At 71.7% G+C, this 25,004-nt stretch carries 17 protein-coding genes; 10 read left to right on the top strand and 7 right to left on the bottom strand.

The features are described 5' to 3' along the window. Positions 1–40: 40 nt before the first annotated feature. From QOZ88_RS19925 to QOZ88_RS19915, 3 genes are read left to right on the top strand one after another with little or no spacing between them, the layout of a single operon-like run. Entirely contained in the window at positions 41–1,378 is a 1,338-nt protein-coding gene (locus QOZ88_RS19925) for a DNA polymerase IV (RefSeq protein ID WP_306001445.1), read from the top strand. Continuing rightward, entirely contained in the window at positions 1,375–2,949 is a 1,575-nt protein-coding gene (locus QOZ88_RS19920; protein ID WP_306001444.1) for an FAD-binding oxidoreductase, read from the top strand. Before QOZ88_RS19925 ends, QOZ88_RS19920 begins: the two co-directional genes overlap by 4 nt. 34 nt (positions 2,950–2,983) lie before the next feature. Continuing rightward, positions 2,984–3,598 carry a class I SAM-dependent methyltransferase gene (locus tag QOZ88_RS19915; RefSeq protein WP_306001443.1) on the top strand — a complete coding sequence of 205 codons (615 nt, stop codon included), beginning with the start codon at positions 2,984–2,986 and terminating at the stop codon, positions 3,596–3,598. A 92-nt stretch (positions 3,599–3,690) separates the two neighbouring features. On the opposite strand, the gene QOZ88_RS19910 is transcribed toward QOZ88_RS19915, so the two are convergent. The 3 genes from QOZ88_RS19910 to QOZ88_RS19900 are packed head-to-tail and all read right to left on the bottom strand — an operon-like array spanning position 3,691 to position 7,134. Continuing rightward, positions 3,691–4,578 (bottom strand): hypothetical protein, encoded by an 888-nt coding sequence (locus QOZ88_RS19910; protein WP_306001442.1) that lies wholly within the window; start codon positions 4,576–4,578, stop codon positions 3,691–3,693. Positions 4,579–4,609: 31 nt separating this feature from the next. Next, positions 4,610–5,929, bottom strand: a complete 1,320-nt coding sequence (locus QOZ88_RS19905; RefSeq protein WP_306001441.1) for a CoA transferase — start codon at positions 5,927–5,929, stop codon at positions 4,610–4,612. Then, entirely contained in the window at positions 5,926–7,134 is a 1,209-nt protein-coding gene (locus QOZ88_RS19900; RefSeq protein WP_306001440.1) for a PucR family transcriptional regulator, read from the bottom strand. Before QOZ88_RS19900 ends, QOZ88_RS19905 begins: the two co-directional genes overlap by 4 nt. A gap of 92 nt (positions 7,135–7,226) precedes the next feature. Between QOZ88_RS19900 and QOZ88_RS19895 the strand changes: the two genes are divergently transcribed. The 6 genes from QOZ88_RS19895 to QOZ88_RS19870 all read left to right on the top strand — a co-directional run bounded on the left by QOZ88_RS19895 (position 7,227) and on the right by QOZ88_RS19870 (position 13,865). After that, entirely contained in the window at positions 7,227–8,336 is a 1,110-nt protein-coding gene (locus QOZ88_RS19895; protein WP_306001439.1) for a ferredoxin reductase, read from the top strand. 28 nt (positions 8,337–8,364) lie between these two features. Continuing rightward, complete coding sequence (locus QOZ88_RS19890) at positions 8,365–9,564, top strand: fatty acid desaturase family protein (protein ID WP_306001438.1); 1,200 nt, start codon at positions 8,365–8,367, stop codon at positions 9,562–9,564. 481 nt (positions 9,565–10,045) lie between these two features. Continuing rightward, complete coding sequence (locus QOZ88_RS19885) at positions 10,046–11,566, top strand: type I restriction-modification system subunit M (RefSeq protein WP_306001437.1); 1,521 nt, start codon at positions 10,046–10,048, stop codon at positions 11,564–11,566. Continuing rightward, the gene (locus QOZ88_RS19880) at positions 11,563–12,759 is read left to right on the top strand and encodes a restriction endonuclease subunit S (protein WP_306001436.1); all 1,197 of its coding nucleotides are present in this window, start codon (positions 11,563–11,565) and stop codon (positions 12,757–12,759) included. Before QOZ88_RS19885 ends, QOZ88_RS19880 begins: the two co-directional genes overlap by 4 nt. A 20-nt stretch (positions 12,760–12,779) precedes the next feature. Then, positions 12,780–13,658, top strand: a complete 879-nt coding sequence (locus QOZ88_RS19875; RefSeq protein WP_306001435.1) for a restriction endonuclease — start codon at positions 12,780–12,782, stop codon at positions 13,656–13,658. A 42-nt stretch (positions 13,659–13,700) separates the two neighbouring features. Beyond that, a complete protein-coding gene (locus QOZ88_RS19870) occupies positions 13,701–13,865 on the top strand; it encodes a hypothetical protein (RefSeq protein ID WP_306001434.1) in 165 nt (54 codons plus the stop codon). Positions 13,866–13,905: 40 nt separating this feature from the next. Here the strand turns inward: QOZ88_RS19870 and QOZ88_RS19865 are convergent, their stop codons facing one another. Both QOZ88_RS19865 and QOZ88_RS19860 read right to left on the bottom strand, forming a co-directional pair. Continuing rightward, positions 13,906–14,310 carry a type II toxin-antitoxin system VapC family toxin gene (locus QOZ88_RS19865; protein WP_306001481.1) on the bottom strand — a complete coding sequence of 135 codons (405 nt, stop codon included), beginning with the start codon at positions 14,308–14,310 and terminating at the stop codon, positions 13,906–13,908. A gap of 8 nt (positions 14,311–14,318) precedes the next feature. Next, positions 14,319–14,546: a ribbon-helix-helix domain-containing protein gene (locus QOZ88_RS19860; protein ID WP_306001433.1), complete on the bottom strand. Its 228-nt coding sequence runs from the start codon at positions 14,544–14,546 to the stop codon at positions 14,319–14,321. A gap of 114 nt (positions 14,547–14,660) precedes the next feature. On the opposite strand from QOZ88_RS19860, the gene QOZ88_RS19855 reads away from it, so the two are divergent. After that, positions 14,661–18,083, top strand: a complete 3,423-nt coding sequence (locus QOZ88_RS19855; RefSeq protein WP_306001432.1) for a DEAD/DEAH box helicase family protein — start codon at positions 14,661–14,663, stop codon at positions 18,081–18,083. A gap of 129 nt (positions 18,084–18,212) precedes the next feature. Here QOZ88_RS19855 and QOZ88_RS19850 read toward each other — a convergent pair whose 3' ends face one another. Beyond that, the gene (locus QOZ88_RS19850) at positions 18,213–20,129 is read right to left on the bottom strand and encodes a hypothetical protein (protein ID WP_306001431.1); all 1,917 of its coding nucleotides are present in this window, start codon (positions 20,127–20,129) and stop codon (positions 18,213–18,215) included. Positions 20,130–20,353: 224 nt separating this feature from the next. Continuing rightward, positions 20,354–24,247 carry a replicative DNA helicase gene (locus QOZ88_RS19845; RefSeq protein WP_306001430.1) on the bottom strand — a complete coding sequence of 1,298 codons (3,894 nt, stop codon included), beginning with the start codon at positions 24,245–24,247 and terminating at the stop codon, positions 20,354–20,356. Positions 24,248–25,004 lie beyond the last annotated feature (757 nt).

The raw sequence follows: 25,004 nt of genomic DNA, 5'->3' as shown, positions 1-25,004 counted from the left end.
GCACGCCCCCGCCGGGCCGGGACGGGCGATCATCGGGGGCATGAGGCGGGAGGCGAGCATCCTGCACCTGGACCTCGACGCCTTCTTCGCCGCGGTCGAGCAGCGCGACAAGCCCTCGCTGCGCGGCCGGCCGGTGGTCGTCGGCGGCGTGGGTGGCCGCGGCGTCGTCGCCACCGCGTCCTACGAGGCGCGGGCCTACGGGGCGCGGTCGGCGATGTCCACCGCGGAGGCGCGCCGGCGGTGCCCGGCGGGCACGGCGTTCCTCGGTGGCCGGTTCGCCGCCTACCGCCGCACCTCCGACGTCGTCATGGACCTGCTGCGCGAGCTCTCCCCGCTCGTGGAGCCCATCTCGATCGACGAGGCCTACGTCGACCTCGCCGCCGGCCCCGGCCATGACCTCTCGATTTCCGGTGTGACAGAACTGGCCGAGGGGCTCAAGGGGCGGATCGCAAGCGCCACCGGAGGGGTCACCGGGTCGGTCGGCGTCGGCAGCTCGAAGCTGATGGCCAAGATCGCCTCCGACCTGCAGAAGCCCGACGGCCTCGTCGTCGTCCCGCCGGGCGGCGAGCTCGACCTGCTGCACCCGTTGCCGGTCACCCGGCTCGGCGGTGTCGGGCCGGCGACGGCGGAGCGGCTGCACCAGGTCGGGGTGCGAACCGTCGGGGACCTGGCCGCCAAGTCGCTGCCCGACCTGGTGGCGCTGGCCGGCCGCGCGCACGGCGCGGGGCTGCACGCCCTGGCCCGCGCCGAGGACGACCGCGCCGTCGTCCCCGACCGGGAGGTGAAGTCGGTGTCGCACGAGGAGACGTTCGAGCGGGACCTCACCGACCTCGTCGTGCTGAACCGGGAGATCGACTCGATGGCGGCCCGGGTCGGGGCGAGGCTGCGCACCTCCGCGATCTCGGGCCGCACCGTCACGCTCAAGCTGCGCCGCTACGACTTCACGACGATCACCCGCTCCCAGACGCTGCCGCAGCCCACCGACGACCCCCGGCTGATCGCCGCCACGGCCCGCCGGCTGCTCACCGAGGCGGGCACGGGCGGGGGGTTGCGCCTGCTGGGGGTCGGGGTCTCCGGGCTCTCGCTCTACGCGCAGGGCGACCTCTTCACCACCGACGACGACGAGCCCGACGAGACCGCGGCGCCCGAGCCGGAGGCGACCGCGGAGCCGCCGCAGCCGGTGGAGAAGCGCTGGTGGCCGGGGCAGGACGTGCGGCACGAGGAGCACGGGCCGGGCTGGGTGTGGGGCCGCGGGCTCGGCCGGGTGACCGTGCGTTTCGAGGGCCCGTTGACGCCGCCCGGACCGGTGCGCACGCTGGCCGCCGACGACCCGGCGCTGCAGCCCGGCGACCCACCCGACTGGAGGACCCCTTCATGACCACCACGGCGACGCGCTCCTGGTGGGGCTGGGGGACGACCGACCAGGCACTCCCCGACGACGAGTGCGCCGGGCTCGCGGGGCTCCTCCCGGGGCTGCCCGCGCGCCCGCGGCCGGTGCCGGACGTGCGGGACCTCGTGCTCCCGCCGACCCGGATCGCCCCGCCGTCGACCCTGCCGGTGACCACCGACCCGGCGGCGCGCGCCGCCCGCGCCTTCGGCAAGGCCTACCGCGACGTCGTCCGGGCGCTGTCGGGTGACCTCGCAGGCGCCCCGGACGCCGTCGCCCGGCCGGCTACCGAGGCCGAGGTCGTCGACCTGCTCGACTGGGCCGCCGCCTCGGACGTCGTCGTGGTCCCCGTGGGTGGCGGCAGCTCGGTGGTGGGCGGGGTGGAGTACCGCGGCGACCGACCCTGGCTCGCGCTGGAGCTGACCGCGCTGGACCGCGTGCTGGAGGTCGACCCGGTGAGCCGGGCCGCGCGGATCCAGGGCGGTGCGCTGGGGCCGGTGCTCGAGGCGCAGCTGCGGCCGCACGGCCTCACGCTGCGGCACTTCCCGCAGAGCTTCGAGTTCTCCACGCTCGGCGGCTGGCTGGCCACCCGGGCCGGCGGCCACTACGCGACCCTGCACACCCACGTCGACGACCTGGTGGAGTCGCTGCGGGTGGTCACGCCGGTGGGGGTCAACGAGTCGTGGCGGCTGCCCGGCTCCGGTGCCGGCCCCTCGCCCGACCGGCTCTTCCTCGGTTCGGAGGGCATCCTCGGCGTCCTCACCGAGGCCTGGATGCGGCTGCAGGACCGGCCCCGGTGGAAGGCCTCGGCGTCGGCGACGTTCACCGGGGCCACGGCCGCGTTCGACGCCGTCCGCGCGATCGCGCAGGCCGGGCTGCACCCGGCGAACTGCCGGCTGCTGGACCCCGGCGAGGCGGCGCTGGCCGGCGCGTCGTCGGGGGAGTGGGTGCTGGTGCTCGGCGTGGAATCTGCGGTGCACCCCGTGGCGGGCCGGCTGGCCGAGCTGACCGACCTGGCGCGCGCGCACGGGGGCCGGGTCGCCGACGCCCCGGGGGCGGGCGATGCGGCCGCGGATGCCTGGCGCAGCAGCTTCCTGCGCATGCCGTACGTCCGCGACGGGCTGGCCCGCATGAGCGCACTCGTGGAGACCTTCGAGACGGCGTGCACCTGGGACCGCCTCGAGGAGCTGTACGCCACCGTGCGTGCCGAGGTGGGGGACGCCGTGGCGCGGGTGACCGGCGCACCCGGCCTGGTCAACTGCCGGCTCACCCACGTCTACCCCGACGGCGCCGCGCCGTACTTCACCGTGCTCGCCGCCGGGCGTCCCGGCGCGGAGGTGGCGATGTGGGACGAGGTGAAGGCGGCGGCCTCCGAGGTGCTGGGGCGCCTCGGGGCGACGATCACCCACCACCACGCGGTCGGCCGGGACCACCGCCCCGGGTACGACCGGCAGCGCCCGGAGCCCTTCGCCGTCGCGCTGCGCGCGACCAAGTCCGCGCTCGACCCGGCCGGGGTGCTCAACCCCGGGGTGCTGCTCGACGAACTGCCTGCCGGCCGCTGAGCGCACCGGGCCGTCCGCCCTGTAGAACGGCTGCATGGCCGAACGCCCCGAACCCAGCGCCTGGACCCGCATGACGCAGGAGGACCCCGAGCACTCGGCCGCCTACGTGCAGCGGTTCCGCACGCTCGCGGAGCAGGGGATGGACCTGGTGGGGGAGGCGCGGCTGGTCGACGCGATGCTGCCGCGCGGATCGCGGGTGCTGGACGCCGGCTGCGGGCCCGGCCGGGTCGGCGCCCACCTGCACGAGGTCGGTCACCGGGTGGTGGGCGTCGACGTCGACCCGGTGCTGATCGCGGCGGCCGAGGAGGACCACCCCGGCCCGCGGTGGCTGGTCGGGGACCTCGCCGAGCTGGACCTCCCGGCGCGGGACATCGACGAGCCCTTCGACGCGATCGTCAGCGCCGGCAACGTGATGGCGTTCCTCGCACCCTCCACCCGGGGCGCCGTGCTGCGCCGGCTGCGCGCCCACATCGCGTCGGACGGCCGGGCGGTCATCGGTTTCGGCGCCGGCCGCGGCTACGACTTCGACGAGTTCCTGGACGACGCGCGCGCGGCGGGCTGGGCCCCGGACCTGCTGCTCTCCACCTGGGACCTGCGGCCGCTCACCCCCGGCGCGGACTTCCTGGTGGCGGTGCTGCGCCCCGCCTGAGCAGCCCAGAGCACCGTGCGGCCCGCCAGGGTCATCGGCGGACCGCACGGCACGCCCGGCATTCGGATCCCGAGTGCTCCGCGGATGGGCGCTCAGAGGCGGCCGTTGGCGCGCAGCAGGAGCAGCGCCTGCACCGTCCGGTGGCCGCGCCACTCGAGCGCGGCCGCCGGGGACCAGCTGTCGAAGTCGACCGTCCAGCCGCCGTCGGCCTGCTGGCCCGCGGCGAGCCGGTCGAGCTCGGCGACCACGACCGCCGGGGCGAACAGGGACCTGGCCGGCCCGCCGGGCAGCGGCGCGAGGTCGAGCGGGCGCATGTGCTCGTCCGGCGCACCCCCGGCCACGTGCAGCAACCCGTCCTCCGGCACGTGCGGCCGCAGGCGCTCCACCAGGTCCGCGGCGTCGGGCCGGACCACGGCGGCGGCGTCGAGGAACCGCACCGCGAACGCCAGCTCCATGGCGTGCGCGCTGCCGTCGAGCGCACTGATGGCGTCCAGGCAGTAGCCGGTCGCCCGGTCCAGCCACGGGTGCCCGGCCACGGCGGGGTCGGCGGCGGCGACCAGGTGTGCCGTGGCGGCGACGACGGCGGTGATCTGCAGCGAGGACCGGGTGGGGTCGGCCCCGGCCCAGAACGGGGCGCACGCGGCCGGGTCGGGCACCGGCAGCGCGAAGGGCAGGCCGCCGTCGGGCAGGGTCGCCGCCGCCAGCCAGTCGCAGAGCTCGAGGGCGCGGCCCGTCGTGGCGGGAGCGACGTCGGCGAACACCTCCAGCGCGTGCAGCGCCCCACCCGGCTGGCTGGTGGCCGAGCGCAGGTCGGGCTCCAGCCCCCACCCGTAGCCGCCGTCGGCGTTCCGGTAGCCGTCGACGGCGGCGAGCACCGGTTCCGGCGTCCCCCCGCTGAACAGCAGCTCGAAGCGGCGGCGGTCGAGGACGCGCCCGGCCGTGGCGAGGAAGTCGGCGGCAGCGGTGAGGTCGACGGTCACCGCGCCAGCCTCCCCCACCGTGCCGACCGTGTCAGCGGGGCAGCCACCGGGGTCGGGTGCCCGGCGGCAGCAGCGCCCCGGTCGCCCACGGGGGTGCGCCCGGCGGGCCGACGACGGTCACCGGCCCGGCCGGGGACGGCAGCTCGACCAGCCACGGGCCGGGATCGGGCGGGTTGCCCGGCGGCTCGCGCCCGGGTCCGGTCCCCAGCAGCCAGTGCGCGGTGGCGGCGAGCGAGAGCTCCGCGCACCAGCCGCCGCCCTCGTCCCGCTGGCGACCGATCAGCCCCAGGACGGCGGCCGCCGCCAGGTGACCGGTCGCGTGGTCGAGTGCCTGCACCGGCAGCACGCCGGGGGCCTCGTCGCCCCCGTACAACGCGGCGATGCCGGTCGCCGCCTGCACCAGCGAGTCGAACCCCCGGCGGCTCCCCCACGGGCCGCGGGTGCCCCACGCCGACAGCCGGGCCACCACCAGGTGCGGGTACCGCTCGGCCAGCGAGCCGGGGTCCAGGCCGTGGGCGTCCAGCGCGCCGGGCCGGTAGCCCTGGACGACGACGTCGGCCGCGGCCACCAGCTCCTCCACCTGCGCGCGGTCGTGCCGGTCGGCCAGGTCGAGCAGCACGTGCCGCTTCCCTGCGCCGGTGTCGCGCAGCAGGGCAGGGTCGTCGGGCGCCTGCGGGGCGTCGATCCGCAGGACGTCGGCCCCGTGCGCCGCGAGCGCCCGGGTGGCCACCGGGCCGGCGATGACCCGGGTCAGGTCGAGCACCCGGAGCCCGCGCAGCCCGACCCTGCGCCCCGGGTGCGCGGCGGTGCGGGCCACGGCCACGAGGGGGCGCTCGCGCACCGCCGCGGCCTGGGGGTGCGCCGCCCAGGCGGCGGCGCCGCGGACGGCCGCCGCCGCCCCGCCGGCCGCGACGACCGCCGTCTCCAGCTCCTCGGCGCGCCACCCGAGCGCCGCCGACGCGACGTCCTCCCCCAGCACCGCCGTCGCGGCGGCGCGGTGCCGCGGGTAGTTGCCGTGCAGCCGGACCCAGCCGTCGGCGGTGCGCCAGAACCGCGACAGCGGGGCGAACCCGCCGCCGGCTGGTTTCCCGTGAAACCTCACGTGCCGCTCACCGGCGAAGGACGCGGCCACGTGCGCGGCATCGAGGGAGAGCGGCCCGGGCGCAGCGTCCTCGAGCGCCCGGGCCGCGAGCAGCTGCGCGGCGACCGCGCCGACCGCCAGCCCCGGGACGTCGAGGGCGCCGCCCAGCCCCGTCCGCCCGCGCAGCACCGGCGCACCGACGTCCCAGGTGGCGCCGACCGCCGTCCGCACCTCGTCGACCAGCCGGGCCGCACCCGGGGGGAGCGTCACGCCGGCCCGGCAGGCTGCGGGCGGGGCGCGACACCGAGCGCGATGGTCAGCTCCAGCACTGCCTGCGGGTCCTCCAGTCCGGGGCCGTAGAGCTCGCGCAGCTGGGTCATCCGGTAGCGCACCGTCTGGGGGTGCACGTACAGGGCGGCGGCCACCTGGTCGCGCCGGCCGTGGTGGAGCAGCCAGCAGCGCAGCGTCTCGGTGAGCTTCTCGCGCGCGGTCTCCCCCACCTCCTGCAGCGGGGCCAGCACCCGGGCCCGCAGGTCGGCCAGCGCCTCCTCGTCGGCGCGCAGGACCAGCTCCGCCAGCCGCGCATCGGTGTCCAACGGGGCGTCGTCCTCCTCGGCGACGCCCAGCCGCAGCGCCCGGAGCGCCCGGCCGTACGAGGCCTGCACCCCCCACCAGGCCCGGGCGGGCCCCACCACGGCGCGGCGACCCGCCAGCCCGCGCAGCAGCGCGCCGCGGGCGGCCCCGTCGGCGTCCGGCACCAGCAGCACCGCCAGCTCCCCCGGCGCGTCCAGCCCCGGCAGGTCCTCCGTCGCGACCAGGGTGCGCGGGTCCAGCGAGACCAGCGCGCCGCGCACCCTGCCCTCGGGCAGCAGCACGGCGGTCAGCGTGCGCGGCGGGGCCCACTCCGCCCGCTGCGCCATCTCGGCGAGCTCGGTGTGCGGGCTCCCGGTGAGCAGGCCGCGCGCCAGCCGCTCGAGCAGCCGCTGGCGCGCCCGGCCGCTGGAGGCCAGCTCGTCGGCGTGCCCGGCGACGCTCGCCGCGGAGAGCCGGTCGATGTAGGCGAACACCAGCTCGGCGAACCGGGCCAGCGACATGGGGTCCAGGCCCGCGCGGACGGCGGTGGCGCTCATGTCCCGCCACGACACCCGCGCGCCGACCCGGTAGGCGGCCAGCAGGGCGTCCATCGACCGGCCGCTGCGCGCCTCGCCGCGGCCCAGGGCGTAGGCGGCCTCGACGACGGGGCCGCCCGGGGTGCCGGCGTCCACGTTGCCCCCGTCGGCGGCCACCTGCAGGAACCCCCGGAGCGCCAGCTCGACCGCGGTGGAGATCTTCCGCCCCATCGGGCCGAGGAACGCGTCGGCGTAGCTCGGGACGCCCACGATGATCTCCTCGACGGCCCGCTCGGCCACCGCCGGCAGGTCGGCGCGCATCGCCTCCGCCACCGCCTCTGGGAACGGTGCAGGGTCCACCGGCATCGCGCCTCCTTGTTCTCCGGGAACAGAACCTACCGCCCGATTCACGTCCCGGGCACAGGTATTTGGTCGCTGGCCTGGGAAAGCTCTAGAGCATGACCGCAACAGCTCCGCGCCCCGCCGCGGCCCGCCCGCCGGCACGGAAGGCGCTGCGCGACCGCGTGCTCAGGTTCGCCGAGCTGGTGACCACCCCGCTGCTCCCGGTCGACTACCTCGACCTCTTCGACCCGCTCCGCTCCGGGGCGGCGCTGCGCGGCCGGATCGAGGCCGTCCACCGGGAGACCCGGGACGCCGCCTCGATCGTGATCCGTCCCGGCCGCGACTGGCTGCCGCACGTCCCCGGCCAGTACGTGCGCATCGGCATCGACATCGACGGGGTGCGCCAGTGGCGGGCCTACTCGATCACCTCGGTGCTCGACCGCCCCGATGGCTGCTTCACGATCACCGTGAAGGCCATCCCCGACGGCAAGGTCAGCAACCACCTGGTGCACCGGGTGAAGCCCGGCACGATCATCCAGCTCGACCAGGCCACCGGTGAGTTCTGCCTGCCCGAGCAGGTGCCAGCGAAGGCGCTGTTCGTCACCGCCGGCTCCGGCATCACGCCGGTCATGGGCATCCTGCGCAACTCCGTCGGCCAGCTGGCCGACACCGTCCTGGTGCACTCCGCGCCCACTGCCGACGACGTCGTCTTCGGCGAGGAGCTCCGGCGCATGGCGGCCGAGGGCCGGATCCGGTTGATCGAGCAGCACACCGACAGCGCCGGGATGCTCGACGCCCGCTCCATCGCCGAGCTGGTGCCCGACCTGCACGAGCGCGCCACCTGGGCGTGCGGCCCGGTCGGCATGCTCGAGGCGCTCGAGGAGCACTGGGCGTCGGTGGGGATCGCCGACCGGCTGCACACCGAGCGCTTCCGGCCGCGGGTCCTGGTCACCGGCGAGGGCGGCACGGTCGCCTTCACGAAGAACGGCACGACCGTCGAGGCCGATGGCGCCACGCCGATCCTCGACGCCGCCGAGGAGGCCGGGGTCCTCATGCCCAGCGGCTGCCGGATGGGCATCTGCTACGGCTGCGTGCTGCCCTTGCGCGAGGGCGCCGTCCGCGACCTGCGCAACGGCGAGATCACCACCGCCGAGGACGTCGGCGACGGCGTCCTCATCCAGACCTGCGTCAGCGCCGCCGCCGGCGCCTGCGCCATCGACCACTGATCCAGCCCCCAGACAGAGGAGCGCCGAGATGACCGTCCTGCAGAAGAAGCCCGACAACCCGATCGAGCACCTGTCCCCCGAGGACATCGAGCTCATCGGCAAGGAGCTCGACACCATCCGCCAGGAGGTGCGCGACAGCCTCGGCGAGGACGACGCGAAGTACATCCGCACCGTCATCGACGTGCAGCGCAAGCTCGAGCTCGGCAGCCGCGCCGTCCTGCTGTTCTCCAAGTTCCCGCCCGCGTGGGTGCTGGGCACCGCCGGTCTGTCGGTCGCCAAGATCCTCGAGAACATGGAGATCGGGCACAACATCCTGCACGGCCAGTGGGACTGGATGCGCGACCCGAAGATCCACTCCACGACGTGGGAGTGGGACATGGCCAGCCCGGCCGAGCAGTGGAAGCACTCGCACAACGAGCTGCACCACACGTACACGAACGTGATCGGCAAGGACAACGACCTCGGCTACGGCATCATGCGCGTCGACGAGGACCAGAAGTGGCACCCGCTGTACCTGGCGCAGCCGCTGTGGAACTTCATCAACGCCTGCTTCTTCGAGTACGGGATCGCCGCCTACGACCTGGAGCTCGGCAAGAACCTGGCCACCAGGAAGCGCCGCAATGACCCGAAGTTCAAGGCCGCCACCAAGCAGGTGCTGAAGAAGATCCGCAACCAGGCGGCCAAGGACTACGTCGTCCACCCGCTGCTGTCCGGCCCGTCGTTCCTGCCGACCCTGGCCGCGAACTTCACCGCCAACGTGGTGCGCAACCTCTGGTCGCACTCGGTGATCATGTGCGGCCACTTCCCCGAGGGCGTCGAGACGTTCGAGAAGACGTCCATCGACGGCGAGACCCGCGGTGAGTGGTACGTCCGCCAGATGCTGGGCTCGGCCAACATCTCCGGTAGCAAGGCGATGCACCTGATGACCGGGAACCTGTCGCACCAGGTGGAGCACCACCTGTTCCCCGACATCCCGAGCAACCGGTACGCCGAGATCGCCCCGAAGGTGAAGGACATCTTCGACCGGTACGGCCTGACCTACCACTCTGCGCCGCTGTACAAGCAGGTCGGCAGCGCGTGGCACAAGGTCATCCGGCTCTCGCTGCCCAACGGCTGGCTGGCCGAGACGACGCCGAAGAACGCCCCGGCGCAGCTGGCCAAGCTGTACAAGATGACCACCGGCGGGCCCAAGGTCCGCCGCGCGCTGCAGCAGAAGGCCGCCGCGTAAGCGCACCTTTGCACGACAGAGGCCCGGAACCGTCACGGTTCCGGGCCTCTGGCATTCAATGGGTGGTCAGCAGCGACACCAGCCGGACGGGTCCACCCGGATGCCGCATGCCGCGCAGAGATCCGGGGGCGGCGTCACGGGCTTGTGGACCTGCGGCCGGTAGGTCGTCGCCGGCCTCGGCACTTCCGCGGGAGCGGGAGGCCGACCCAACCGCAGGCCGAGGCGCCGCAGCGGTTCCAGGCGGTCACCTGTCGGAACGGAGTGGCTGCCAGGTGGTGACGCACCCTCACCGGGTTGCCTTGCCATGGATTGCTCCTCGCCTTCGTGCCGAAGGGGCAGAGCATCACGCGAGCGACGTAGCTTCAAGATCATGCGAGCCTCGTTCCACGGCTCCTCGCGGCAGTCATGGGCAGGCGCCACAGGAGCAACACCGGGTCGAGCCGGTCCGGATCGAAAAGCCCGCCCCGGTTAACCTCGGACGGTGCTGACCGGTTCGCTCAAAGGCCAGATCGACCGCGTCTGGGACGCCTTCTGGTCGGGCGGCATCGCGAACCCGCTCGAGGTGATCGAGCAGATCACCTACCTGCTGTTCGTCCGAAGGCTCGACGACATCCAGACCCGCGCCGAGAGCAAGGCGCGCTTCACCGGCACGCCGCTCGAGCGGCGGATCTTCCCCGAGGACGGCGGCGACGTACTGCGCTGGTCGAACTTCAAGGACGCCGAGCCGGGTGAGATGTACGAGACCGTCAGCAACGGCGTCTTCCCGTTCCTACGGACGCTCGGCGCCGAGGACTCGACCTACTCGCACCACATGAAGGACGCCCGGTTCACCATCCCGACGCCGGCGCTGCTGTCGCGGGTGGTCGACATGCTCGACAAGGTGCCCATGGACAACCGGGACACCAACGGCGACCTGTACGAGTACATGCTGTCGAAGATCGCGACGGCCGGGCACAACGGTCAGTTCCGCACGCCGCGGCACATCATCCAGCTGATGGTCGAGATGACCGCGCCTACACCGAAGGACGAGCTCTGCGACCCGGCCTGCGGCACCGCCGGATTCCTCGTCTCCGCGGGGGAGTACGTGCGCGACCGGCACCCCGAGGCGCTCGTCGACCGGGAGCAGAACCGGCACTTCAACGAGAGCATGTTCCATGGGTACGACTTCGACTCGACCATGCTCCGGATCGGCAGCATGAACATGCTGCTGCACGGCGTCGAGCAGCCCGACATCCGCTACCGCGACTCGCTGTCGGACGGCGCGAGCGATGAGGCGGAGCTCTACTCGCTGATCCTCGCCAACCCGCCGTTCGCCGGGTCGCTGGACCACGAGTCGGTGGCCCGTGATCTTCAGCAGGTCGTGAAGACGAAGAAGACCGAGCTGCTGTTCCTGGCCCTCTTCCTGCGGCTGCTGAAGGTCGGCGGGCGGGCCGCGGTCATCGTGCCGGACGGCGTGCTGTTCGGGTCGACGAAGGCGCACAAGGAGCTGCGCCAGACGCTGGTCGAGGAGCACAAGCTCGACGGCATCGTGAAGCTGCCCAGCGGGGTGTTCAAGCCGTACGCGGGTGTCTCCACCGCGATCCTGCTGTTCACCAAGACCGGAGTCGGCGGCACCGACGACGTCTGGTTCTACGAGGTGACGGCGGACGGCTGGTCGCTGGACGACAAGCGGGCGCCGCTGCTTTCCGAGGACAAGCTCGGGCCGCGCCCCGCTGCGCCGCTGTCCAAGGACGAGCACGCGAAGAACAACCTGCCCGACGCACTGGCCCGCTGGTTAGACCGGGACGGCGACGAGCGGAAGCGCGAGCGGACCGAGCAGAGCTTCTGCGTGGCCAAGGCCGACATCGTTGCGGGCGGTTACGACCTCTCGCTCAACCGCTACAAGGAAGTCGTGCACGAGGAGGCCGAGCACCGCCCGCCGCTCGAGATCATCGCCGAACTGGAGCAGCTCGAGGGAGAGATCACCCAGGGCCTCGCCGAGCTCAGGGCCATGCTGCAGTGAACGACGTCCACCTCGGGGACATCGCGCAGATCAACCCTCGCCCGGCCACCCGACCGGGCAGCGACGATGTCGTGTCCTTCCTCGGGATGGCCGACATCGATCAGGACCGCGGAACGACCACTACGGGACACCCGCGCAGGTACGAGGAAGTGTCGCAGGGTTACACGCCCTTCGAGGACGGCGACCTCCTCGTCGCCAAGATCACGCCCTGTTTCGAGAACGGGAAGATCGCGCAGGCCCGACTCGACTATCCCCTCGGTATGGGATCCACCGAGTTCCACATCGTGCGACCGGACCCATCCCTCTTGAACGCCAGGTACGCGCTTCACCTACTGCGAAGCCCTGAGGTCCGACTCGCCGGGGAGCGGCGCATGACCGGGAGTGCCGGGCAGAAGCGCGTTCCCGCCAACTTTCTGCAAGGGCTCTCGGTCCGACTTCCCACGATGGACAGGCAACGGCGGATCGCTGACGTCCTTGACCGAGCCGCAGGACTTCGCGCCAAGCGCCACCGTTCCGTCTCGTCCCTGGACACACTGAGATGGTCGCTCTTCCGGTCCTCGTTTGGCGACCTCCTGTCCAACGATCGCTCGTGGACCACAGCGCCCCTCAGCGAACTCATCGCAGGTTTCGAGAGCGGCAAGAACGTCGTCGCCAAGGACTCAGGGGACAGTTCGTCGCGGTATCGCGTGCTCAAGATCAGTGCCGTGACGTCACTTCGCTTTCGACCCGAGGAAAGCAAACCGGCACCCGCCGACCACCAGCCAGCTTCTCATCATTTCATCAGAGCCGGAGACCTACTCTTCAGTCGCGCGAACACCACCGACCTCATCGGTGCCACGGCCTTGGTGCAGACAAATCACGACAATCTTCTGTTGCCCGACAAGCTTTGGCGACTCGTGTGGCGCGAGCCGGACGAAGCCACCCCGTATTTCGTTCGGCAACTGTTCCAGCAACCGGCGTTCCGGCGCGAGATTGGGCGCAGAGCCTCGGGTTCGAGTGGATCCATGCAGAACATCTCACAAGCTAAGGTCCTGAACATATCGGTCGGACTACCGCCGCTGGCTCTTCGTCAGGTTTTCGATGAGAAGGTCTCACAGCTCGAACACAGTCGCACGCGGCTCGCGCGTCACGCAGCCGGCTTGGATGTGCTGGTGGCCGGACTGCACCACCGCGCCTTTCGAGGGGAAATGTGACCGTGCCTGTGGAGATGCCCGTGTGGGAAGGGTTCCTCGTCCCCGTTCTGCAGGTCCTGTCCGACGGGGTGGAGCGCGGGCGGCGGGAGATGTTCCACCTCACCGCGGCACGGGCCGGGCTCACCGACGAGCAGCTCGCCGAGGTGCTCGACTCTTGCCAGACGAAGGCGAACAACCGCATCGGCTGGGCCCTTTCCGCGCTGGCGCTCTCTGAGGCGATCGACCGCCCCCGCCGCGGGCGGTACGTCATCACCGACCGCGGCCGCACCCTGCTGGCGCAGCATCCCGGAGCTCTGTCCGAGCGCATCCTCTTCCCGGACGGCCGGCGTCGCTGGCGAGCCACCACACCGACCCAGGAAGCAGTGGAGGACACCGACTCCGATCTCGACCCCCTGGAGCAGATTGACCAGGGCGTCACCCGCTACAACGCCGATGTCGCCGTCCAGCTGCTGGACCGGCTCCGCGCCCAGGAGCCGGCTTTCCTCGAGCAGGCAGTGCTCGACCTGCTCGTCGCCATGGGCTACGGCGGGGCGGAGAAGCAGGTCCGCCGGCTGGGCGGCTCCGGCGATGGCGGGGTCGACGGGGTCATCGACCAGGACGCACTCGGCCTCGACCGGGTCTACGTGCAGGCCAAGCGGTACGCCGCGGACAACGTCGTCGGCCGGGAGACGATCCAGGCCTTCGTAGGTGCCCTGCACGGCCGGCACGCCAGTCGCGGCATCTTCATCACCACCAGCCGGTTCACCCAGCACGCGGTCGACTACGCGGCCACGATCAACGCCCGCGTCATCCTCATCGATGGTGAGCGACTGGCCCGGCTGATGATTCAGTACGGCGTCGGCGTGCAGACCCGGCACACCTACCGCCTGGTCGAGCTCGACGAGGACTTCTTCGAGTAGCGCCCGAAGCGAGATGTCAGCACGCACCGGCAAGCTCAGCGCATGACCCGACCGGACGACGAGCAGCAGAACATCGCCGCGAGTGTCGAGCTGGTAACCGTCCCCGACGACGACAGCACTTTCGACGAAGCAGCTATCCGTCGCGCCCTGGCTGACGAGTCCTACGGGCGCCACCGCACGAGAAGTGGCGACGAGTGCATGCGGTGATCCGTGGGCCCGGCTGCTGGACGGGTGTGCCTGCCGGCAGTCAGGGCAGCAGGGAGAACGCCGGGACATGGTCTGGGCGTACGACGCTGAAGTGGCGGCGATCCACCGTGGCGATCTCCTGGATGCCGAGGCGCTCAGCGGCGGCCACCACCGACGCGTCGACCGTGCCCAGCGGCAGGTCGCGGTACCGCGCGACCAGGGTGGCGATGCGCAACCAGTCCGCCGCCGCGACCGGCTCCACGACGAAGGCGCCGCTGGCGAGGTCACCGAGGAACCGCACCTCGGGCTCGACGCCCAGCCGTGTCGCCAGCAGGTAGGCGACCTCCGTGACGACAAGGGTCGGCACGATGAGCGGCCCCGGGTGGGTCTGCAGCAGATCGAGCGAGGCGGCGTGGTGCCGATCGTCGGCGTCGACGTAGGCGTACAGCGGTCCCGCGTCGACCAGCAGCGGCGTTATCGTCCGACCTCCGCGGCCAGGATCTCCTCGATCCGCTCGGAGATGTCCTCCCGACCGCTTCGGCCGGCTCCGGCGGCGCCGAGACGGCGTCGGCCGGCCGGCGCATCCAGGTAAGCCTCCAACGCCGCACGGCTGACCTCCGAGATGGTCACCCCCCGCCGGGCGGCCTCGTGCCGCAAGCGTGCATCGAGTGCCTCCGGGATCTTGACCGTCGTGCGCTTCACGTATGCCAGCATACCGATTGTGGGCAGCGCATGCCCCCGCAGAGGGACGCCGGGAGGACAACCGAGCGTTACTGTGTCGTCTCGGTTAGCTGACGCTGGAGCGCGGAGGAACGGGTGACGGGAAACTTCGCCTTCCTGCGTGCCGAATGGCCGCAGCTGGCCGAGGAGGCCGCCCGCGCCGAGCACAACACCTTCGGCGATCCCCGCGCGGCCTGCTTCTACGCCCGCCGAGCCCTCGAGCTCGCCGTCCACTGGCTCTACGACGCCGACGCCCGCCTCCGCCGTCCGTACAAGGACGACCTGTCCGCGCTGCTGTTCGAGCCCACGCTGCGCACCCTCGTCGGCCCAGGCCTGCACACGAAGATGGACGTCGTCCGCAGGCAGGGCAACGCCGCTGTCCACCGCACCAAGCCGGTCACGCCGGCGGAGTCCCTGCCGGTCGTGCGTGAGCTCTTCCACGTGCTCTTCTGGCTGGCCGACCGGTACAGCCGGCAGTCCGCCGACCGGCCGGGCCGGCTGGCCTTCGACGCCGATGCCATCCCGCGTCCCGTCCCGGCGAGCGTGCGGATCAAGCGCCAGGAGGAGCTGAGGGCGCAGGCCGAGCGCTACGCCGCGCAGGACGCCGAACTCGCCCGCGAACGGGAGCGCAACGCCGGGCTGGAGGTGCAGATCGCGGCGCTGCAGGCGCAAGTCGCGGCCGCGGTGGCCGCCAACGAGGCACGGCCGGTCGCACACGACTACGACGAGGCCACGACCCGAGACCTGTTCATCGACCTCCTGCTGCGGGAGGCCGGTTGGCCGCTCACCGAGGAGCGGGACCGCGAGTTCCCCGTGACCGGCATGCCGAGCGCCCAGGGCACCGGCTACGTCGACTACGTCCTCTGGGGAGACGACGGGCGCCCCCTGGGCCTGGTGGAGGCCAAGCGCACCCGCACCGGCCCCACCGTCGGCCAGCAGCAGGCCAAGCTGTACGCCGACCGCCTCGAGGCGGCCTACGGCACCCGGCCGGTGATCTTCTGCAGCAACGGCTACGAGCACTGGATCTGGGACGACGTCTCCGCGCCGCCACGTCCCGTGCAGGGCTTCTACACGCGCGACGAGCTCGCGCTCCTCATCGCGCGGCGCACCACGCGACGCACGCTGGCCGACACGGTCATCGACTCCCGCATCGTCGAGCGGCATTACCAGGTCGAGGCGATCCGGAGGGTGGCCGAGACGTTCGAGGTCGACCGGCAGCGCCAGGCCCTCGTCGTCATGGCCACCGGCGCCGGCAAGACCCGCACCGTCATCGCGCTCGCCGACCTGCTCATGCGGGCCAACTGGGCCAAGCGGGTGCTCTTCCTCGCCGACCGCGTCGCGCTGGTCAACCAGGCGGTCAACGCCTTCAAGGCGCACCTGCCCTCGGCCACGACGGTCAACCTGGTCACCGACAAGACCACCGACGGGCGGGTGTACGTCTCCACCTACCCGACCGTCATGGGGTTGATCAACCAGGTGGACGCCGACGGCCGCCGCCGGTTCGGCCCCGGACACTTCGACCTGATCGTGGTGGACGAGGCCCACCGCTCGATCTACCAGAAGTACCGCGCCATCTTCGAGTACTTCGACGGCCTCCTCGTTGGGCTCACCGCCACGCCCAAGGACGAGATCGACCGGAACACCTACCGGCTGTTCTCGCTCGAGGACGGCGTCCCCACCGCGCACTACAACCTGGACGACGCCGTCGCCGAAGGTTTCCTGGTGCCGCCGCGCGCGGTGTCGGTGCCACTGCGGTTCCTCCGCCAGGGCATCCGGTACGACGAGCTGCCCGAGGCGGAGAAGGTGGCGTGGGACCTCGCCGAGTGGGACGACGACGGTCCGGCGCCCACCGCGGTGGAGGCGGCTGCGCTCAACTCCTGGCTGTTCAACGCCGACACCGTCGACAAGGCCCTCGCCACGCTGATGAGCCAGGGGCACCGGGTGGCCGGCGGCGACCGCCTCGGCAAGACGATCGTGTTCGCCAAGAACCACGAGCACGCGGTCTTCATCGAGAAGCGCTTCGACGCCCAGTACCCGCAGTACAACGGCGAGTTCGCACGCGTGATCACGTATCAGACGACGTACGCCCAGAGCCTGATCGATGCCTTCTCGACCACGGACAGAGCTCCGCACATCGCGATCTCCGTCGACATGCTGGATACCGGGGTCGATGTCCCGGACGTCGTCAACCTGGTCTTCTTCAAGCCGGTGCGGTCCAAGGCGAAGTACTGGCAGATGATCGGCCGCGGCACGCGCCTGCGGCCGGATCTCTATGGCCCCGGCCAGCACAAGGCCGACTTCTTCCTGTTCGACTTCTGCCAGAACATCGAGTACTTCAACCAGGCCGTCGTCCCGGCGGCCGGGGCTGTCAGCCCGTCGCTGGTGGAGCGCCTCTTCGCTGCCCGGGTCGAGCTGCTCACCCAGCTCCGCGGTCGTACGACCGGCGATGCGTCAACCGCTGACGACGGCACCACCAGCGAGGCCGGCCTCCGCCGCGACCTCTCGTTCCTGCTGACCGAACGGGTCAGCGGCATGAGCGTCGAGAACGTGCTCGTCCGCCCGCACCGCCGGATGGTGGAGCGGTACTCGCAGTCGGACGCCTGGGAGACCTTGGACGCCGGCGCAGCCCACGAGGTCACCGCGGAGCTGGCCGGGCTGCCCAGCGCCGTCCAGGACGACGACGAGCAGGCCAAGCGGTTCGACCTGATCCTCCTGCGTCTGCAGCTTGCGGCGCTCGACGGCGATGCGGTGTTCGACCGGCTCCGCAGCCAGGTGCAGCAGATCGCCGCCGCACTGCTCGAGCAGACCCAGATCCCCGCCGTACGGGAGCAGGTGGTGCTGCTCGACGACATCGCCGGCGACGACTGGTGGACCGACGTCACCGTTCCGCTGCTGGAACTCGTGCGGCGACGGGTGCGTGGGTTGGTGCAGTTGATCGACAAGGCCCGACGCAGCGTCGTCTACACCGACTTCGCCGACCAGCTCGGCACCGCGACGGAGATCCCCCTTGTCGGCCTTCCCGTGGGCGACGACTTCGAGCGATTCCTCGCCAAGGCCCGCTCCTACCTCCGAGCCCACGAGGACCACGTGGCGCTGCAGAAGCTGCGCCGGAATCTCCCGCTGACGCCGACCGACATCGCAGAGCTCGAGCGCATGCTGACCGACGCCGGCGTGGCCACGGAGGCCGATCTGGCCCGGGCCCGCGAGCAGTCACAGGGACTGGGACTGTTCCTGCGCGGCCTCGTGGGGCTGGAGCGCAGCGCGGCGTTGCAGGCGATGGACTCCTTCATCGCCGGGCGGACCCTGACCGCCAGCCAGCTCGACTTCATCAATCTCGTCGTCGCCGAGCTGACCGCGCACGGGGCGATGGACGCCGGGCTGCTGTGGGAGTCACCGTTCACCGGGCTCGCTCCACAGGGACCGGATTCGCTATTCAGCGACGCGGACGTGCGGTCCCTCGTCACCGTGCTGGAAGGGGTCCGCTCCACTGCGGTCCCCAGCTCGGACGTCGTCGCCTGAACGATCCACGTGGAACACCGGCCCGCGCTCCGCGCCGCACCGGACGACTCTGGTCCGCACCGCTGAACGGGCTGAACGGCAGAGGCCCAGAACCATGACGGTTCTGGGCCTCTGCGTTTCGGCGGTCGATCAGGGCCGCAGTGCCGGCGCCTCGTAATTCAGGTCGAGCAGCTGGGCCGGGTCGCTGATCGGCACCTCCCACACCGGGCTGGTCAGGTCGGGGTCGATGACCTGACCCCGGCCGAGGAAGGCCGCCACCTGAGTTTGCCCCTGCAGCGCTGCGGCGGTGAACTGGGCCAGATTCAGCAGGAACCCGTGCGGGTTGGTGGTCTTCTGCGGGGTGAGGTCGTTGCGGTACAGGCTCGTCCGCGACCACAGGTCACCGGCGTCGATCACCGTGTAGGACGTCGGGTTGGGCACGGTCTGGTCCCCGAAGGCGATCTGGAAGATCACCCGCTCCGGCTCGATGAGCGGGGCGAAGGTCTCCGGACTGCCCGGGCGTGACAGCCAGGTGGATCGCGCCAGGAACTCCTGGATCTCCACGGCCCCGGGCGCGGTGACCGTCACGGGACCCTCACCGCGCAGCGGCATCTGCTCCTGGAAGAAGTTGCGGGTCGGGTCGTCGCTGTTGAGCAGACCCGCCGCCTGCAGCGATGCGGTGGTGAGCGGGCGGAAGGCCGGCGAGAGCCGGGCGATCTCGGTGATCGGCCCGCCGGGGACGTTGAGCACCGACCGGGCGATCGCCGGGTCCGCGCCAGTGACCATCGTCCCGTAGATGCCGCCGAAGCTCTGCCCGAAGTAGGTCACCTCGTCGCCGGAGAGATCGACCGTGCCGTTGTCGTCGACATCGGTGCCGCCGAGGGAGCGGACCAGGGTCATGACATCGGCGGCAGTCTGCCGGAGGGCGTCTCGCGAGGACTGGGCGGCGGCAGCGCCGGTGGCCGACGAGCCCTCGGTGCTGGCAATGGCGCCGTTGCCGTCCTGGTCCACGCCGCGGCCGTAGGCCGGGATGGTGGTGGCCGGCTGGCCGAGGGGCGTGACCTGCCAGGCGCTGTCCGGGCCGAAGCCGTGACCGACGACGGTCGTGGCGATGGTGGCGATCCCGCTGCGAGCGTTGACGGTGGCGGCGAGGAAGACGTCGGACGCCGACCGGGTGAACCCGTGACCGTAGACCGCGGTCGGCCACCCGCCGTCCGGCATCATCCCAGAGGGCAGGACGGCGACGAACGGCAGTCGGTCCGCGTCGACCGGCCGGGGGCCGTCGTCGGCGGTGGGCGTCTGCTCGATCGTGACGTCGGGACCGAGCCAGGACGGCGCCTCGAACGAACCGAAGACGAGGGTCCCGCCCGTCGCGGCCTGCGGGACCGGCACGTCCGCCGTGGTGTCGTCGCCGGTGGTCGAGGTGTCCTGGACGAGCTGGACAGTCGTGCCGGCGGCCGGGAACACGCCCTCGATCCGGAGGCCGGGAGCGATGCCGGTGCTGGCGAAGGCCGCGCCGCTGTCGATCTGCTGACGCATGTCGAGCAATCCGTCGGTCGCGCTCATCGTCGTGAACGTCGTCTGACGGCCCTTGTTGGCCGGGCCGGCCGCGACCTCCAGGGAGTAGGTGGTCCCTGGAGCCAACTGCTCGGCCGGATGGGCGAAGAGGGTGTTCGTGGCAGGATCCCAGACCACGCGGTCGACCCCGGTGCTCCAGCCTCCATGTGCCTGCCGCACCGTGATGCGAGACGCCGCGTCGACCGGGTCCACGGCCGAGTTGAAGCGCACGGCGATCCTCGGATCCAGATCGAAGCCGTCCAGCTCGTTCAGCTCGGCCACCAGGCCGCAGCTGATCGGTTCACCGCAGTTGGCCCGCGGCAGGTTCACCCGGCGCCCGGTCAGCTGGGCCTTGTCCTTCACCGTGAGGGTGTCGGTGGGGAACAGGGACACGGGGTTGGCCTTCGGCGGCGCGGCCAGGGAAGGGGAGGCGGTGGCCGTGATGGCGAACGTCATGGCCAGGGCGCTGACGACCGCGGCGGTCGTCCGGCGCCGGGAGCGGTGGGTCACGGGCTCTCCAAGGGCTCGGGGGTCCTCTTCCTAGCCCACGGGTGACTCGCGCCACAATGGTTGGCCCCTGCATCGCTGCAGGTCGTAGCGCAGCGCTGAACGGACGGGTCCGTCCACGGTGCTCGGCGCCCAGCCCGGACCGCGGAACGGAACGGCGCCGGTACGCCGCGGGGCCCGGGACCGTCCGGTCCCGGGCCCCGCGAACCCCGGTGGCTGCTCCACTCTCAGTTCGCCATGTCGACGAAGCGGCTGTAGTGGCCCTGGAAGGCGACGGTGACGTTGGCGGTCGGGCCGTTGCGGTGCTTGACCAGCATGATGTCGGCCTCACCGGCCCGCGGGGACTCCTTCTCGTACATGTCCTCGCGGTGGATCATCATCACCATGTCGGCGTCCTGCTCGATCGAATTGTGGACGACGATGCCCTCGGCCACGAAGTTGTGGCCGCCGAGCACCGTGGCGTCGTAGACCTCCTCCACGACGCTCTGCTCGATCGAGACGACCTCGTCCCAGAGGAGGTCGTTCACCGCCTGCATCTCCAGTTCCGCGTCGCCGAGGATCTCGGCGACCCGCCCTAGGCGCTCCCGACTCGGGGCGTGCTTCCACATCGTGCTGCCGCAGAAAGCGCTACCCATGGCCGCCGCGAACGCCCGGTGACTCATGCCTCGTTCGGCCAGCACTTCCCGGACCCGCTCCCACACCTGCGTGGGGATCGTGTCCACGTTCGTGTTACCGGACAGCCCGCGCACGATCTCCAGGAGGCGCTCAGCAGCCTCGCCGCGCTCGCCGTGGACACCGATCTCCCCGAGAAAGCGCCGCTGGTCGTCGCAGCCGCTGATGTCGAGCGTCCAGCCATCGCGGTAGCCGCTCTTCCGGACCCGCCGGATGCGGCTCGAGATGCCGAACCGCAGCAGTAGGCGAGAGACGTCGTCGACGAGCTGGCGACTGGTCGACGCGTAGTACACACGGCCGCCGCGGCCGTTCTTGTTCACGGTGACGGAACCGTCGGTGGCCCACAGGTGCCGCAAGAACAGCGAGATCTGCTTCTTGGGCAGGGAGGAGACCGGCTCGGGGACGAACTTCTCGTGGCTGCGCAGCCCGAACAGCCCCAGTTCGTCGAGCCAGGCAGCGATCGGGTTCCGCTTGCCGTGCGTCAGCGGGAAAGGCGCACGTAGTCGCAGACTGGTACAGCACGCGGCCGCATGCTCGTCGCGCACCGCCACGACACCGAAGTGCAGGGCCGCCGTCGTGACCGCCCGCAGGTTCGCCTCGTCGATCGAGGCGTAGCGCAGCGGTTGACGCTTGACGAAGCTGCCGTCCCCGATCAGGTGAGCCAGCAGGGTGACCTTCTCGTCCTCCCAGACGGTCATCCGGTCGGGTGCCGGGACGTGCCGTGGCACCGCGATCCGATCGCCGGGGGCGAGGTCCCCCAGCGGCCGGAAGCCGTCGTAGGTGAGGAACGGGTGGTTGGCCGTCGCCCGCACGGTCTTGCCCGAGGACGTCGTCAGCTGGAAGACCTGCTTCCGGCCGGTCGAGAAGACGTGGGTCAGGTGCCGGCGGACGTAGCGCAGATTGTCGTCGAGCGACCACACCGGTACATCGGTCGCACCGCTCTCGAACAACTCGCCCATCGTGGTCTCCGCGCCGGTGTCGGCGCGCAGGATGCGCGTGTCGGCCGTCAGGCAGCCCGACTCACGGAGGTCCGACAGCATCGGCTTCTTGTCCTGCCGCTGCTCCGAGCCTCGGTTCAGCTGTGACATCGCGATGACCGGGACCTCGAGCTCCTTGGCCAGCAGCTTCAGCGCACGAGAGAACTCTGAGACCTCCTGCTGGCGGCTCTCGACGCGCTTGCCCGAGGTCATCAGCTGGAGGTAGTCGATGACGACTAGCTTGAGGTCGTTGCGCTGCTTGAGGCGCCGCGCCTTGGCCCGGATCTCCATCATCGTCATGTTCGGCGAGTCGTCGATGTACAGCGGGGCGTCGGCCACCTCGCCCATCCGGCGGGCGAGCTTCGCCCAGTCCTCGTCGGAGAGCGTGCCGGCGCGCATGTGGTGCAGCGGCACCTTCGCCTCGGCCGAGAGCAGACGCATGGTGATCTCGTGCTTGCTCATCTCGAGCGAGAAGATCACCGCGGGCATCTGGTGCTTCACGGTGGCCGAGCGCGCGATGTCCAAGCCCAGGGTCGAGTTGTGCGTCGGGATGAAGCTGCGGCCCGCGAGGAAGAGGGAGTCCGCAGCGTCGACCTGGATGCACCGCACGGGCACGCTGGCCACCGGCCGGACGTCGGTGATGAAACGGACACCCCGGGCGGTGAACGTGCGTGCGCCCCGCTCCTTGTGCAGGAGCTTCTTCCGTTCGAGCGCGAACACTTCGTCGTCGGTGCTGAAGGTCAGCGTGTAGCAGGTCGACGACGCCTCGGACCGACCGCGCACCCGCTTGGTGCTGAGCTTCACCCGGTGGCCGAGGCCCGCGATGAGTTCACGGGCGTCCTCGGCCAACCGCCGGTTGGTGACGGCGAACTGGACGGCCCCGCTCGGTGTGACGGTGCCGTCGGTGTCGAGCAGGCCGGCCAGCAGCGCCCGCCGCTGGGGGACGGACGCCCGGAGGTACGACGTCGGGATGTGCTTGTCGCCGAGCACGCCCAGGGTGCGCAGGAGGCCCTTCACGGTGCCGTGCTCGTCGCGGCAGCCCTGGCACTGCGCCAGGCCGCTCGAGGGGCCACCGCAGTCGGGACACGTGGCCTGGATGCCCACGCCGCCGCTGCCGCGCAGTCGACCGCCGCACGTCTTGCCGCAGGTCTGCACCTGCGACGTGCGCGGCAGGAAGAGCTCGCCGCACATCGGGCAGCTCCGCATCTCTGCGGAGACCCGCGCCGGCAGCCGCAACGAGTCCCGACGGTCAGCCCCGGTCGGCTGGGCCACGAGCCCCTCGGCCTCGATGTAGACGGCGATCTCCGGGTCGGCGCTGGTGAACTGCGCTGCCGCGGAGGTGCCGTCTCCCAGCCACACGCCGAGGGCGTACGGCGGGATGGGGAGATCGGCCGGCGACAGGTCCAGGGGCCGGCAGTTGCGCACCGAGTGGTTGAGACGGGCGTCCTTCGTCGCGCACCGGACGGTGCGCGCGATCTCCTCGGTCGTCCGCACCTCCGCGAACGTGCGCTGATTGCGGTACCGGTTGTAGCCGGTCGCCGCCGCCTGGGCCGACTTCCGGCTGGCCCGGGTGTCGGTGAGCCACTGATGCTCGGCGTCGGCCACGATCGCCGAGCCGTCGGAGAAGTGGACCTCGTAGCAGGGGCGCCCGTCCATGACCCCGGTCGCCGCGACGACCGTCGTCGGGCGCCCGTCGGACCCCATGACCTGGTCGCCGACGCGGACCTCGCCCATGGTGGTCCACCCCGACGGCGTGGCGATCGGGGTGTCGAGCGCCAGAGCCTTGCCCACACCGGGCCGCGCGGCGATGACGACCATCTGACCGGCCTGCAGGCCGTTGGTCAGCTCGTCGAGGTCGCGGATCCCGGTGGGGACGCCGCGGGCGGTGCCACCGCGGGAGGCGATCGCGTCCAGCTCGTCCATCGTCGGCTGGAGCACGTCCTCGAGGCGCGAGTAGTCCTCGCTCATGCGCTTCTCGGTGACGTCGTAGATCTCCTGCTGGGCGCGGTCGACGATGTCGTCGACGTCGCCCTTGCCGCCGGCCGCTCCGTAGCCCAGCTGCACCACCCGGGTGCCGGCCTCCACCAGGCGCCGCAGCACCGCCTGCTCGGCGACGATCGCGGCGTAGTAGCCCGCGTTGGCCGCCGTGGGCGTGGACTGGATGAGCGTGTGCAGGTAGACCGCGCCGCCCATCTTGGACAGCTGGTCGGTCCGGTTGAGCTCCGCGGCGACGGTGATCGCGTCCGCCGGCTCACCCCGCCCGTAGAGGTCCAGGATGCAGTCGAAGATCACCTGGTGCGCCGGCCGGTAGAAGTCGTTGCCGTGCAAGACCTCCACGACGTCGGCGATCGCGTCCTTGCTCAGCAGCATGCCGCCGAGCACCGACTGCTCCGCCGCGACGTCCTGAGGCGGCTGCCGGTCGTACTCCGGCGCCGTCACGGACGGTCGGCTGAACTCGTCGGCCACCGCCACGGGGGTACCTCCATCTCCTTGCGGGCGCGCCCGCATCACCACCGCGCGCAGGGGAAGTACGCGAGCTCGGCGGACGGCGCCTTGCCGAACACCTGTTCGGCTCCTGCCTACCGGAGGGGACCGACATTCGCGTCGTCTGCTCGGTGGCGGAGAGGACGTTAGGAAGCTCAGCGGGCCGCGTCCACCACCGGTGTGCACACCGATCTGCACAACTTGTGGACAAGTCGGTGGACGGAGGCGTGTCGACATGTGGACGAGTCGGGGGACAGCCACCGCACGTCGCGCGGACCACCGCGGCTGACCTGCACGGACTCCTCCCACCGGGTGTGGACGGAGAAAACTCCGGAAGAAACTTCCGGGCGACGCACCACGAGTCACAGCGGTCCGCCGTCGGTCGCCGACGGTGGTGCGTCGGCGGAGTGGAGGCCGCGATCGGGCAGCCCGACGGGTCGGCGTCACGCGGTCGCGCATGGAGACCGCGGGGCGCGGCACGGCCCCTGAGCGGGCCTGGGCGACGCGGGGAGTGCTGCACCATCTCCCGGGGGCCCGGCACCGCCCGCACGGCGGCAGGAGGAACCACGAGGCGCAGCGGCCGACCTGGGGCAGGGGGAGCGACAGGGCCCAGCGGCCCCTGACTTGGCTCACTGCAGCGTGATCGTTCCGACTGCTCGGCGCTGACCTGCGACTACGCGTCGTCTTGGTGCGTGGTTCACGCACTAACGGGGTCGGCCTAGGGTCGTGGTGTGGCGTTCATCCG

Source organism: Blastococcus carthaginiensis, from assembly GCF_030731085.1.
GTDB lineage: Bacteria > Actinomycetota > Actinomycetes > Mycobacteriales > Geodermatophilaceae > Blastococcus > Blastococcus carthaginiensis.
This window is presented reverse-complemented; position numbering and strand designations above follow the sequence as displayed.